Origin of the sequence: Pseudomonas sp. BP11-1-1 (assembly GCF_052112105.1) — a bacterium.
In the GTDB taxonomy this organism is placed as follows: Bacteria; Pseudomonadota; Gammaproteobacteria; order Pseudomonadales; family Pseudomonadaceae; genus Aquipseudomonas; species Aquipseudomonas alvandae.
On record NZ_JAUTYU010000018.1, the window covers coordinates 81,956 to 95,898 of the forward strand.

Genomic DNA, 13,943 nt, shown 5'->3' on the forward strand with positions numbered 1-13,943 from the left:
TTTTATTGGCAGCCGGCATCAAGTTTTTACCTGTTCGAGTTGGCAAATGACCAACAGTAACGATTATTCTCACAACGAAACGAGGGGCCATCAGCCGCTCATGTGTAGTTTTACTACTCGTCTATACATTCGAAAGGCTGAAACGGCCGACGATTTGTAGTAAAACTACACGCCGCCGAAACAACCTTCGGCAATCCAAGAATTTATATCGTCTGCCCACAAGGCCAGTCGCAAACTCAGGCAACCGATTCTGGTAGCCTTTCCGCCCTGGAGCAAGCCATGCAAGACCTCGATCCCGTCGAAACCCAGGAATGGCTGGACGCCCTGGAATCGGTTCTCGACAAAGAAGGCGAAGACCGTGCTCATTATCTGATGACCCGTATGGGTGAACTCGCAACCCGCAGCGGTTCGCAACTGCCCTACGCCATCACCACGCCGTACCGCAACACGATCCCCGTTACCCACGAAGCACGCATGCCTGGCGACCTGTTCATGGAACGCCGCATTCGCTCGCTGGTGCGCTGGAACGCGTTGGCCATGGTCATGCGTACCAACCTGAAAGATTCTGACCTGGGCGGTCACATCTCCAGCTTCGCCTCCAGCGCGACGCTGTATGACATCGGCTTCAACTATTTCTTCCAGGCCCCGACCGACGAGCACGGCGGCGACCTGATCTACTTCCAGGGTCACGCATCGCCAGGCGTCTACGCCCGTGCGTTCATGGAAGGCCGCATCACCGAAGACCAGATGAACAACTTCCGCCAGGAAGTGGACGGCAACGGCCTGTCCTCGTACCCGCACCCTTGGCTGATGCCTGATTTCTGGCAGTTCCCGACCGTTTCCATGGGCCTGGGCCCGATCCAGGCGATCTACCAGGCGCGCTTCATGAAGTACCTGGAAGCCCGTGGCTTCATCCAGCCAGGCAAGCAGAAAGTCTGGTGCTTCATGGGCGACGGCGAGTGCGACGAGCCGGAATCCCTGGGCGCGATCTCCCTGGCCGGCCGCGAGAAGCTGGACAACCTGATCTTCGTCATCAACTGCAACCTGCAGCGCCTCGACGGCCCGGTTCGCGGCAACGCCAAGATCATCCAGGAACTCGAAGGCGTGTTCCGTGGTGCCCAGTGGAACGTCAACAAAGTCATCTGGGGCCGTTTCTGGGACCCACTGTTGGCCAAGGACGTCGACGGCATCCTGCAACGCCGCATGGACGAAGTCATCGACGGCGAATACCAGAACTACAAGGCCAAGGACGGCGCGTTCGTCCGTGAGCACTTCTTCAACTCGCCTGAACTCAAGGCCATGGTTGCGGACCTGTCCGACGACGAGATCTGGAAGCTCAACCGTGGTGGCCACGACCCGTACAAGGTCTACGCGGCGTACCACCAGGCGGTCAACCACAAAGAACAACCGACTGTCATCCTGGCCAAGACCATCAAGGGTTATGGCACCGGTGCCGGCGAAGCGAAGAACACCGCGCATAACACCAAGAAGGTCGATGTCGAGAGCCTGAAGCTGTTCCGCGACCGCTTCGACATTCCGGTCAAGGACAGCGAGCTGGAAAACCTGCCGTTCTTCAAGCCCGAAGAAGGCAGCGCCGAAGCCCGCTACCTGGCCGAGCGCCGCGCAGCCCTGGGCGGTTTCGTGCCACAGCGCCGCGCCAAGAGCTTCAGCATCCCGACCCCGCCACTGGAAACCCTCAAGGCGATCCTGGACGGCTCGGGCGACCGTGAAATCTCCACCACCATGGCCTTCGTGCGGATCCTCGCGCAACTGGTCAAGGACAAGGAAATCGGCCAGCGCATCGTCCCGATCATCCCGGACGAAGCCCGTACCTTCGGTATGGAAGGCATGTTTCGCCAGTTGGGCATCTACTCGTCCGTCGGCCAGCTCTACGAGCCAGTCGATAAAGACCAGGTGATGTTCTACAAGGAAGACAAGAAGGGCCAGATCCTCGAGGAAGGCATCAACGAAGCGGGCGCCATGAGCTCCTTCATTGCGGCCGGTACTTCGTACTCCAGCCACAACCAGCCGATGCTGCCGTTCTACATCTTCTACTCGATGTTCGGCTTCCAGCGCATCGGCGACCTGGCCTGGGCCGCTGGCGACAGCCGTACCCGTGGCTTCCTCATCGGCGGCACTGCCGGCCGCACCACCCTCAACGGTGAAGGCCTGCAGCACGAAGACGGCCACAGCCACATGCTGGCCGGGACCATCCCGAACTGCCGCACCTATGATCCGACCTACGGCTACGAGCTGGCGGTGATCATCCAGGACGGCATGAAGAAGATGACCGAAGAGCAGCAGGACGTCTTCTACTACATCACCGTGATGAACGAGTCCTACCAGCAGCCAGCCATGCCGGCCGGCGTGGAAGCAGGCATCGTCAAGGGCATGTACCTGCTCGAGGAAGACACCCGCGAAGCGGCGCACCACGTCCAGCTGATGGGCTCCGGCACCATCCTGCGCGAAGTGCGTGAAGCAGCGAAGATCCTGCGTGAAGAGTTCAACGTTGGCGCCGACGTCTGGAGCGTCACCAGCTTCAACGAGCTGCGTCGCGACGGCTTGGCCGTAGAGCGCAGCAACCGCCTGCACCCTGGCCAGAAGCCAAAGCTGAGCTACGTCGAAGAGTGCCTGAACGGCCGCAAAGGTCCGGTCATCGCCTCCACCGACTACATGAAGCTGTTCGCCGAGCAGATCCGCCAGTGGGTTCCTTCCAAGGAATTCAAAGTGCTGGGCACCGACGGTTTCGGCCGTAGCGACAGCCGCAAGAAGCTGCGTCACTTCTTCGAAGTCGACCGTAAGTTCGTTGTGTTGGCAGCCCTGGAAGCCCTGGCTGACCGTGGCGATATCGAACCTAAAGTGGTGGCCGAAGCCATCGCCAAGTTCGGCATCGATCCAGAAAAACGCAACCCACTGGACTGCTGAGGAGAATTTTCGTGAGCGAACTCATTCGCGTACCTGACATCGGCAGCGGTGAAGGTGAAGTAATTGAACTGTTTGTGAAGGTCGGCGACCGTATCGAAGCCGACCAGAGCATCCTGACGCTTGAGTCGGACAAGGCCAGCATGGAAGTGCCTGCGCCGAAGGCCGGTGTGATCAAGAGCCTGAAAGTGAAGCTGGGCGATCGCCTGAAAGAAGGCGACGAACTGCTGGAGCTGGAAGTCGAGGGCGCCGCTGCGGCGCCTGAAGCGGCCGCCCCTGCGGCTGCCCCGGCCGCGGCTGAAAAACCTGCCGCCGCACCGGCTGCCGAAGCGGCTCCCGCTCCGGCCGCCGCGCCTGCCGCTGCCACGGTCCAGGACATTCATGTCCCGGACATCGGCTCGTCGGGCAAGGCCAAGATCATCGAAGTCCTGGTCAAGGCCGGCGACACCGTCGAAGCCGACCAGTCGCTGATCACCCTGGAATCCGACAAGGCCAGCATGGAAATCCCTTCGCCAGCCGCCGGCGTGGTGGAAAGCGTCGAGGTCAAGCTGGAAGACGAAGTCGGCACTGGCGACCTGATCCTGAAGCTGAAAGTAGCGGGTGCCTCGGCACCTGCCGCACCAGCCCAGGCCGCTGCGCCGGCCGCCAAGGCTGAAGCAGCACCAGCGCCAGCCGCCGCGCCTGCGGCCAAGGCCGAAGCAGCGCCTGCGCCTGCCCCTGTCGCCGCCGCGCCTGCGCCTAGCGGTGCCAAGGTGCACGCCGGCCCTGCGGTGCGTCAGCTGGCCCGTGAATTCGGTGTCGAGTTGTCGGCCGTCGGCCCAAGCGGTCCTCACGGTCGCGTGCTGAAGGAAGACGTGCAGGCCTACGTCAAGGCCATGATGCAGAAGGCCAAGAACGCTCCAGCCGAAGGCGCCACCGGCGGCGCGGGCATCCCGCCGATCCCGGCGGTGGACTTCAGCCGCTTCGGCGAAACCGAAGAAGTGGCCATGACTCGCCTGATGCAGATCGGCGCGTCGAGCCTGCATCGCAGCTGGCTGAACATCCCGCACGTGACTCAGTTCGACCAGGCTGACATCACCGAGCTGGAAGCTTTCCGCGTCGCGCAGAAAGCCGTGGCGGAAAAGGCCGGCGTCAAGCTGACCGTACTGCCGCTGCTGCTCAAGGCCTGTGCGCACCTGCTCAAGGAACTGCCGGACTTCAACGCCTCCCTGGCCCCAAGCGGCAAGGCGGTGATCCGCAAGAAATACGTGCACATCGGCTTTGCCGTCGACACCCCGGAAGGCCTGCTGGTACCGGTCATCCGCAACGTCGACCAGAAGAGCCTGCTGCAACTGGCTGCCGAAGCCGCTGCCCTGGCCGAAAAAGCCCGGAGCAAGAAGCTCACCGCCGACGACATGCAGGGCGCCTGCTTCACCATCTCCAGCCTCGGCCACATTGGCGGCACCGGCTTCACGCCGATCGTCAACGCGCCGGAAGTGGCGATCCTGGGCGTTTCCAAGGCAACTATCCAGCCAGTCTGGGACGGCAAGGCCTTCCAGCCGAAGCTGATGCTGCCACTGTCGCTGTCCTACGATCACCGTGTGATCAACGGCGCCGCCGCCGCGCGCTTCACCAAGCGCTTGAGCGACTTGCTGGGCGATATCCGTACCATCCTGCTGTAACACCGAAAGGCCCTCTTCGCGGAGGGCCGTTCGGCAGTCGTTTTCCGAGCGCCACGCTCGTACCTCAACCCCGCCCATTTGGCGGGGCTTTTTTTGGGTTGGATAAAACTGTCTTATCCAACCACGACTTTTCCTACTCCGTTACGCAACAAGACCTACTTCTTCTATTAGCCATTGCCCACAACAGACGCCCCCTCCCCTCTAACTCTTTATCGCGCGCAACGCTTTAGCATAGTTCCGACCGCCTACTAACAGCCCTCAACCACCAAACACTTCTTATAACTTCGAATGGATTCGAACATGTTAAAGCCTACTGTCGGCCCTCTTCTTGGCCATACAACAACCGATCACGCGCGTGTATTTCTACGAGGCGATAAAGACAATAACAATCCCGTCTTCGCCGGCATTCGCTACAGGCGAAAAGGCGACATCGCCTGGTCAAGAGGAAAGTTTGTCCGACTGTTTTCCTACCGCGACTTTTCCGCCGTCATCGTATTGAAAGGTCTCCAGTCCAATACCGCTTATGAATACCAGGCCGGCTGGAAATCCACCTTGAGCCCGGCCCATACCGTCGAAACCATCCTGGAATTACCATTGCAATGGCCCAAGGACGTTTATCAACTGCGCACACCACCCGACAAGAGCGACGCAGCGCGCAGCTATATCGTCGGCTCTTGCCGATACCTTCGGATCACCGCTGGCGTCCCATCGCGACCAGCGCTGGGGGACCGCACGTTCGCCGGCATCAACCGAATCGTCGAACAGGCCGATCCGCCAATCAGCGCCGTGCTGATGACCGGAGACCAGGTTTATCTCGACGACTTGAACATCATTGCCCCGGACCGCAGCCACAAGGACATGTTATTCAAATACCGCACGGCGTTTTCCCAACCCCACATAAAGAAGTTGATGTCCAGCGTTCCCACTTACATGATGCTCGACGATCATGAAATAGAAGACAACTGGCCGACCAACAGAAACAAGAACGATGAATCACTTTATGCAAATGCCCTGGACGCCTATGAGACTTATCAAGCCAGCCATAGCCCGGCCCATGAACTTTTAAGCGACGGCACGCTAAGCCAAGCCCTGCCCCGTTATTGGTATTTATTTGCCCACGGCGATATCGAATGGTTCGTGACCGACAGTCGGACTCGCCGCAACCTGTCGATGGAAGACCGGCGCATCCTGGATGCCGAACAGGAACAATCGCTGCTCGACTGGCTGATCAACAGCACCGCCCGCGTCAAGTTCGTCGTCACCAGCGTCATGTTCTACCCCGACCGTCGACTCAATGGCGGGGACGCCTGGCAGACCTTTCCGGCGCAGCGCCTGCGACTGCTGGAGGCCATCCGCAGCCATCGAATCAAGAACGTGATTTTCGTGTCTGGTGACGTGCATGGCTCCCTGACGAGCCTGTTGGCGCATAGCCAGGATCCTGACTTCCAGGTTCATACCATCGTTTCGTCGCCGTTTTGCAACAGCAAGCTGCTGCCCTACGCCAAGGCCTCGACTTTTATTTTTGGTAAACCCATGGCCCGGGCTCCAAGCGGTGAGTACCAATATGAACTGACCAGCAAGGTGATCAGCCAGGACAACTTCGCTCAGCTGAAAGTCACGGCCCAGAGCGTTCAGGTAACGTTTCATGACCGTGACGGCGCTCCGTTGGAGGTCGTCGATATACCGCTGCGCTGATTGGCGGCAGGCCAATGAATACCTCTGATCGGTTGGCAACTGGAGAAATCCCTTTGTCGGCCGATAAAAGGTTTATAGCACTTGGCCTTCATGTCTCTTGTCAGCCAGGGCCGCAATGATGCAACCTTGCGGCAATCCGTAATGACGAGGGCGTCAGCCCGGCGCGATCAGCATTTTCGAAGCGAGTTTCCCCATGAAAAGCCAACCCGATGCCGCCAGCCGTATGGCGGCCGAGGTAGTGACGCAGTTACCGGTGCCCTCGCGGCTCGGTATGCTGCGTTTCGAACGGCTGAATGAAGCAAGCTGGGCGCTGCTGTTCCTCGACCCCAACTGCGAACGCTACTTCGGCCTGCCGGCCGTGGAACTGTGCTCACTGGTCAGTTCGCCATACGCCAGCCTGATGGAGCCGGAAGCGCGCTATCAGTTGCATGACGCAATCCAGCAGCAACTGGCCCAGGCGTCCCACTACCTGATCCGCTATACGCTGCACACCGCCAAGGGGCCGATGAACCTGCTGGAGACCGGTGAGGCCTACAGGCAGCACAATCGTCACCTGCTGCGCGGTTATCTGTTGGTCGTCGACGACCTGCTGCAAGACGAGCCGTCCTTGCCGGCCGTCGATCTGGAAACCCAGAACTCACGACTGCAGATTGCCCTGGAACTGAACCAGCGCGCCCAGCAGGAACAGCTCCAGCACCTGGACCGGGTCCGCGCCCAACAAGACTTGATCCTGCTGCTGACCCGCCAGCGCTACAGCGCCAACAACTCGCTGCAAGAGGCCGCCGAGCTGATTACCCGCAGCGCCTGCGATATCTACCAGATCGACTGCGCAAGCATCTGGAACCTGGAAGACGGCAAACTGGTGCCGATCTCGGCCTATAACCGCGCCTCCCAGGACTACTTCCTTCCGGATGTCATCAACGCCAACGACTTTCCAAATTACATGGAGGCACTGCAGACCTGCCGAGCCATCGATGCGCACAATGCGATGCGCGACCCGCGCACCCGGGAAATGGCCGAGAACCTGCGGGCCCGCGACGTCAACGCCATTCTCGACGCCAGCATCCGGATCGATGGCCAGGTGGTCGGCGTCCTATGCCTGGAACAAGTGGGCGTCACCCGCGCCTGGCAGTCGGACGAAATCGCCTTCGCCGGCGAACTGGCAGACCAATTCGCCCAGGTCATCAACAACCACAACCGCCGCACCGCCACCAGCGCCCTGCATCTGTTCCAGCGCGCCGTGGAACAGAGCGCCAATGCGTTCCTGCTGGTCAACTGCGACGGCGTGGTGGAATACGTCAACCCGAGCTTCACCGCCATCACCCAGTACACCACCGAGGAGGTCCACGGCCAACGGCTGTCCGAGCTGCCAGCCTTGGAGAATCTCAGCGAGCTGCTGTTCGATGCGCCCTCAGCCCTGGCCCAGAGCAATAGCTGGCAGGGCGAATTCAAGAGTCGGCGCAAGAACCTCGAACCCTACTGGGGCCAGCTGTCGATTTCCAAGGTCTATGGCGACAACCGCGAACTGACGCACTACATCGGCATCTACGAAGACATCACCCAGACCAAACTGGCCCAGCAGCGCATCGAGCGCCTGGCCTATACCGACAACCTGACCAACCTGGGCAACCGACCGGCGTTCATTCGCAACCTCGATGAACGCTTCGCCCGGGACAGCGACTCGCCCATCAGCCTGCTGCTGGTGGACATCGACAACTTCAAGCGCATCAACGACAGCCTCGGCCACCAGACCGGCGACAAACTGCTGATCAGCCTGGCCCGGCGCCTGCGCAACAGCCTGAGCCCCAGCGGCAGCCTGGCGCGCTTCGCCAGTAACGAATTCGCGGTACTGCTGGACGACACCGACCTCGAGGCCGGGCAACAGATCGCCAGCCAGTTGCTGATGACACTCGATAAGCCGATGTTCGTCGATAACCAATTGATCAGCGTGACCGGCTCCGTGGGCCTGGCCTGCGCGCCGCTGCACGGTCGCGACCCGCAGACGCTGATGCGCAACGCCGGCCTCGCCCTGCACAAGGCCAAGGCCAACGGCAAGCATCAGGTCCAGGTGTTCACCGAGGCCCTGAACGCCGAGGCCAGTTACAAGCTGTTCGTGGAAAACAACCTGCGCCGGGCCCTGACTCAGAATGAACTGGATGTCTTCTACCAGCCCAAGCTCTGCCTGCGCAGCGGTCGCCTGCTGGGCATGGAGGCGCTGCTGCGCTGGAACCACCCAGAGAAGGGCATGATCCGCCCGGACCAGTTCATCAGCGTGGCCGAAGAAACCGGCCTGATCATCCCCATCGGCAAATGGATCGCCCGCCAGGCCTGCCGTATGAGCAAACAGCTGACCGCCGCCGGCCTGGGCAACCTGCAAGTGGCGATCAACTTGTCACCCAAGCAGTTTTCCGATCCGGACCTGGTGGCCTCGATTGCCAGCATCCTCAAGGAAGAACAATTGCCCGCGCGGTTGCTGGAGCTGGAACTGACCGAAGGCCTGCTGCTCGAAGCGACCGAAGACACCCACCTGCAGCTCGACCAGCTCAAGCGCCTGGGCCTGACCCTGGCGATGGATGACTTCGGCACCGGTTATTCGTCCTTGAGCTATCTGAAGAAATTCCCGATCGACATCATCAAGATCGATCGCAGCTTCATCCATGAGATCCCGGACAACCAGGACGACATGGAAATCACCTCCGCGGTGATCGCCATGGCCCACAACCTGAAACTCAAGGTCGTGGCCGAAGGCATCGAAACCGCCCAGCAGCTCGCCTTCCTGCGCCGCCATCGCTGCGACGTCGGCCAAGGCTACCTCTTCGACCGGCCGATCCCCGGCACAGAGCTTATCGAGAAGCTCAAGCGCTACCCGCGCGGCCCGCTGGTCTGACAGTCGCTTATAGCTTGCGGCGGCTTTTCTGAGGCACACTGACGGTCTATTTCGCTCAACTCAATCTGACTGAGAGGACTGATGATGGTCTTGCGCTCGGAAATCCTGGTGAACAAAAACGTGCTCCCTACTCCCGATCAAGCTCTTCCCGGCCGTGAAACCCCGATGGCCGTGCCGGAAAAACACTTCGTCCACGACGCGCCGCTGCTGGGCCCGTTTGCCATGGACGTGGATTTCGCCATCTTCGGCCTCGGCTGCTTCTGGGGCGCGGAGCGCAAGTTCTGGCAACGTGAAGGCGTGGTCAGTACCGCAGTGGGTTATGCGGGCGGCTTTACGCCGAACCCGACGTATGAGGAGGTCTGCTCGGGCCTGACCGGCCACAGCGAAGTGGTGCTGGTGGTCTACGAGCCGGCGAAGGTCAGCTACGAGCAGCTTCTGAAAATGTTCTGGGAACTGCACAACCCGACCCAGGGCATGCGCCAGGGAAATGACATTGGCACCCAGTATCGCTCGGTGATCTATTGCACCACGCCCGAGCAACTGGAAGCGGCGAAGAACAGCAAAGACGTGTTCCAGGCTGAGCTGAACAAGGCCGGTAAAGGCGAAATCACTACCGAAATCGACGAAGCGCCGACGTTCTACTTTGCCGAGGCGTATCACCAGCAATACCTGGCCAAGAACCCTGAGGGGTATTGCGGGATTGGCGGCACGGGCGTGACTTGCCCGATCTGACGTTCTGGTCCTGAAAAGCTTCGCGAGCAAGCCCGCTCCCACAGGTCCGGTGGCGTACACAACTCTTGCGTACGCCTCAGATCCCCATGTGGGAGCGAGCTTGCTCGCGATAGCGGTGGATCTGGGGCGGTGATGTTGGATGTGCCGCCGCCATCGCGAGCAAGCTCGCTCCCACAGGGGCCCGGGGCGGACACAGATGTTGCGTACACCTCGACACCCCATGTGGGAGCGGGCTTGCTCGCGAAGGCGTCCTGCCTGACGACCTGAATGCATCGGCTCAGCGATCAGCTTTCAGCGATCAACCAATCCATCTGCCAGCCACCCTGGGTCTGCCCAAGCTTCTTCGACAACCACGGCAGCAACTCACGCAACTCTTCCTCAAGCCCCCATGGCGGGTTGGCGATGGCCAGGCCGGAGCCGTTCAGGCTGTTGGGCGTGGCCAACGGATGCACGAGCAACTCCACCCGCAACAACTTCGGCGCGCCTGTGCCCGCCAGGTCCTGATAGAAACGACGCAACATGCGTTGGTCTTTCACGGGATACCAGATCGCCGCCACCGTCTGGCGCATCCGGCCGACGGCCTCCTTGAGCGAGGCGGCGCAGCGCTGCATCTCATCCAGCTGTTCAAACGGCGGATCGATCAACATCAGCGCGCGCTTCTCTGCCACCGGCAGCAACGCACGAGGAACGTGCCAGCCTTCGCCCAGATGCACCGCCACGCGACGATCACCCTTCATGTTGTCCTTGAGCAGCACGCCGTCCTCCGGATGCTTCTCGTTGAGCAACACCCGATCCTGCGACCGGGTCAGGCGCCGCGCCAGCTCCGGTGAGCCCGGGTAATAGCGCAACTGGCCGTCCGGGTTCATCTCGTGCAGCACCTTCATGTAATCGGCGGTCAGGGGCGGCAGATCGTCCTGATCCCATAACCGCGCGATGCCTTCCAGGTATTCACCGGTGCGATTGGCCTGGTCGCCCTGCAAATCGTAAAGCCCGATGCCCGCGTGAGTATCGAGATAGGCGAAGGGCTGTTCCTTGCGCGACATCAAGGCGATGAGGCGAGTCAAGGTCAGGTGTTTGAACACATCGGCGTGATTGCCGGCGTGGAAGGCGTGGCGATAATTCATGGCGGCTCCTGCGAAGGGCGACGAGTTTACCTTGAAGCGCGTCGAACGTCAGGGGTTCGCGGCCGAGCGGCAGAACCGCCCGCCGTGGCGAGGGAGCTTGCTCCCGCTGGGCTGCGCAGCAGCCCCTTTTCCATCCGGCCGCCCGCTACCGATCCGAACCTACGCCGTCCTACACTCATCCCCTATCGGAACTACAACGGAAGGCTACAGTGCCTTGCGCCGTTGCCTACAACTAAGCCAGAATCCGCCGGCTTGTGCGCCTTGGAGGCCACCGGTACTTTGATTCCGTCACTGCCCATCAGTGATCGGGTTTAGTAGCTCGGTATTCCAAGGTGCTCACCGCTCCATTCAGCTGGGTGTTTTTTACCTGTGCTCAATGGTGGCTGTGCGCAGGGCGCCCTCGGGCGCGCCGGTTCCTTGGATCCCCGGTCTACTAACCTGCGTACAGCTGCCGCCCATCTCGTTTAGTAGCGGATTGGCAGTGGCTCCAACTTAAGGATCCAAGACTATGTCCAAGCCAACGCCGAATCCCCCGAAAGACCACATTTCCCGCACTCAATCGACCAACGCCAAGAAACTCGACGAAGCCGCCACCCGCGCCCTGGACTATTACCTGAAGCCAAAAGCTGAGAAAAAAATGTCCAACACCCCTGATACCCTTTTCGTCATCGCCCCTGACATCGACGCCGAATGCCTGCTCGCCAACCTCAGCGAAACCCTGGCCTCGGCCAACGCCATGGTCAGCGACCTGGCCTTCGACCTGGACGGTTCCCGACGACATATCGCGCTGGGGGTGCAACAGATGATCGAGTTGAGCCAGTTGCTGGCGAACCGGGCATTGGATGTGGTTGACCCGAGATAGGGTCTGCGGTCCTGGGTTTGCTCGATAACAAATGGACAAACCCAGGCAGCTATATGGCGCGAGTGGGATTCAGTGAATCGACACGTACCCGGACAGGAGCAACAAAAACCCAGCCCGCGCGTGATATAGAAATCGGATCGACACGGCAGCAAGCCCCCTCCCACCGAACCGAACTATCACCGAACCCAACCTACCCATTTGCCTAATCCGGTCATGGAAAACAGGAAAAAACCATTAACCAGCCCAACTAAATAAATAAACTGTATCTTTCGTCTCAATCGCGCTGAAAACTCCTTGCAATCCTCGCAATCCAACTCACCACTCTTCAAAGCGCGCGATGAGAACAGAAGAGTAGCACCCACGCTGATCATCAAAAAAAACCGGGAGCAAGGATCTCTACCATTAAATATCCTTCGCGACAAAAAGAACCTGCTCCGGCTAAAACCAGAAACGATCTCATCCATTCGAAAATATGAAAAATACAATAACAGGACGACGACTATAAGCTCTACCAACATAATTATTCCGACGCTCAGGAAATACAGTAATTCAATATCGCTTCTCACCAGTAAGTACCTCCCTGGGATCTGCCTGCTTCATCATCGAGCCCCTTCCTCACCCTGAGATACCAGTCACACCGGCTGGCCCAATGTCGTTATTCCATTACTCGCGCTTGGCATCGGATTATTTCAGCCAACCTGCCACTACCCCAACCACACCTACACCCAATAAAAATACGGCTCCCACCAACCCCACTGAGTAAAGAAACCTAACCACCCTGAGCAGGCTTTTTGGAAAATATATAAAATCCTCTCGACTCAACTCGCCTTGTTTGATCGCTCGCTCAGGAAACAGCAAGAAAGCACCGACACTTAACATCGTAAAGTAGTCACCAAGCACTCCTTCACCCACCGCCGTCCGCCTCCGCCTTAGACCGCTTGAGCTGTGCAGCGCCCCAAACACCTCATCCTTTCGAAAGAAAACCAAATATATTTGCCCAACGAAAAATACCGCACCCAGCAAAAAATCCCTCCTCCCGCGACAAGCAAAAAATTAGTTTCCTGCTCACTTCTCATTTGGTTATTCCATCGTAAATAATCTCTCCGGCGCCTTCTCCGACATCGGCCATCCACTTGATCTTTTGAATATACAAACTACGACTTAAATTCCTTAGCAACTCATTCATTCGAAAAAATATCAGATACAAGCCACAGAACACAACGACTAAAGTTGAAGCCAAAACAAACACCCAGAACAATGCATAAATTTCTTTTTGCGCACTCATCCAGCCTCCACCCGCTACGTCTCCAAGTTTTTTCCAGCTTCCATAACTGAACAGCGGACGTTTATGGCTTTAATATCCAACCCATATTTTTCCCGACCTCAACTAATAGATACATCAATCCCAACAGGAAAATTGCACCCAACGTACCCCCCCTAAACAGCCAAACAATTTTTCTGGGCAACTCATTGAAATCTTGTTGGTCTAACAGTCCCTTTTTTATCTGTCCGCTCGGAAACGTCACCATTGCAGACATAATAGCCAGTATTAAAAAGCCCCCCCAGAACGTCCCCAAAAGCCAGCGCATGGAACTAATCGCTTTAGACCGCTTAAAAAAACACATAAAAACAGCCAGTCGAAATGCAGCCAAATAAAAATAGACACCTGCAACAAACAGAATAATAAAACCCACCAAAACGAGTGCAACCTTATAAGCATCAACCCAAAGAGCCATTACTTATTAGCCTCGTATATTATTTCGCCAATTCCTTCTCCTGCCATCGCCCCTATTTCTCCGCCCACTAATGTTGACGATCCAACAACGATGGCACAAATAACTCCTCCCCATCCAAGCGAGCCGGCCCCAATAGCAACACAAACGCCGGCTCCACCTAGAGTGCCTACAGCGCCACCCCCAAGCGCACCACTAAACTTCCCAGCCTCAGTAAACTTAACCCGCTCACATTCCTCCGCACTGCCCACCCGACACGTCTCCTTCACCTTCAACCCCCAAGCCGCCGCCCCCAACCCAATTCCAATCCACCCCCCAGCCTTGATG

9 protein-coding genes are annotated in these 13,943 nt (G+C 58.7%); 6 read left to right on the plus strand and 3 right to left on the minus strand.

Features of this window, described 5'->3' with window-relative positions:
- The first annotated feature begins 279 nt into the window (after positions 1-279).
- The 5 genes from aceE (at position 280) to msrA (ending at position 9,897) form a co-directional block, all read left to right on the plus strand.
- Entirely contained in the window at positions 280-2,925 is a 2,646-nt protein-coding gene (aceE, locus tag Q7C33_RS24330) for a pyruvate dehydrogenase (acetyl-transferring), homodimeric type (RefSeq protein WP_030140218.1), read from the plus strand.
- Positions 2,926-2,936: 11 nt separating this feature from the next.
- Positions 2,937-4,583 (plus strand): dihydrolipoyllysine-residue acetyltransferase, encoded by a 1,647-nt coding sequence (gene aceF / locus Q7C33_RS24335; protein WP_198797238.1) that lies wholly within the window; start codon positions 2,937-2,939, stop codon positions 4,581-4,583.
- A gap of 300 nt (positions 4,584-4,883) precedes the next feature.
- Complete coding sequence (locus Q7C33_RS24340) at positions 4,884-6,278, plus strand: alkaline phosphatase D family protein (protein ID WP_030140921.1); 1,395 nt, start codon at positions 4,884-4,886, stop codon at positions 6,276-6,278.
- Between the two features lie 193 nt (positions 6,279-6,471).
- Entirely contained in the window at positions 6,472-9,165 is a 2,694-nt protein-coding gene (locus tag Q7C33_RS24345) for a putative bifunctional diguanylate cyclase/phosphodiesterase (RefSeq protein ID WP_030140922.1), read from the plus strand.
- A gap of 84 nt (positions 9,166-9,249) precedes the next feature.
- Complete coding sequence (msrA, locus tag Q7C33_RS24350; RefSeq protein ID WP_030140923.1) at positions 9,250-9,897, plus strand: peptide-methionine (S)-S-oxide reductase MsrA; 648 nt, start codon at positions 9,250-9,252, stop codon at positions 9,895-9,897.
- 284 nt (positions 9,898-10,181) lie between these two features.
- Here the strand turns inward: msrA and Q7C33_RS24355 are convergent, their stop codons facing one another.
- Entirely contained in the window at positions 10,182-11,021 is an 840-nt protein-coding gene (locus Q7C33_RS24355; protein ID WP_217861100.1) for a 23S rRNA (adenine(2030)-N(6))-methyltransferase RlmJ, read from the minus strand.
- Between the two features lie 508 nt (positions 11,022-11,529).
- Between Q7C33_RS24355 and Q7C33_RS24360 the strand changes: the two genes are divergently transcribed.
- On the plus strand, positions 11,530-11,883 hold the full coding sequence (locus tag Q7C33_RS24360; RefSeq protein WP_030140925.1) for a DUF6124 family protein: 354 nt from the start codon (positions 11,530-11,532) through the stop codon (positions 11,881-11,883).
- Positions 11,884-12,955: 1,072 nt separating this feature from the next.
- Here Q7C33_RS24360 and Q7C33_RS24365 read toward each other — a convergent pair.
- Together Q7C33_RS24365 and Q7C33_RS24370 are read right to left on the minus strand one after the other, a co-directional pair.
- On the minus strand, positions 12,956-13,168 hold the full coding sequence (locus Q7C33_RS24365) for a hypothetical protein (RefSeq protein ID WP_198797241.1): 213 nt from the start codon (positions 13,166-13,168) through the stop codon (positions 12,956-12,958).
- Positions 13,169-13,229: 61 nt separating this feature from the next.
- A complete protein-coding gene (locus Q7C33_RS24370) occupies positions 13,230-13,619 on the minus strand; it encodes a hypothetical protein (protein WP_030140928.1) in 390 nt (129 codons plus the stop codon).
- Between the last annotated feature and the right edge of the window lie 324 nt (positions 13,620-13,943).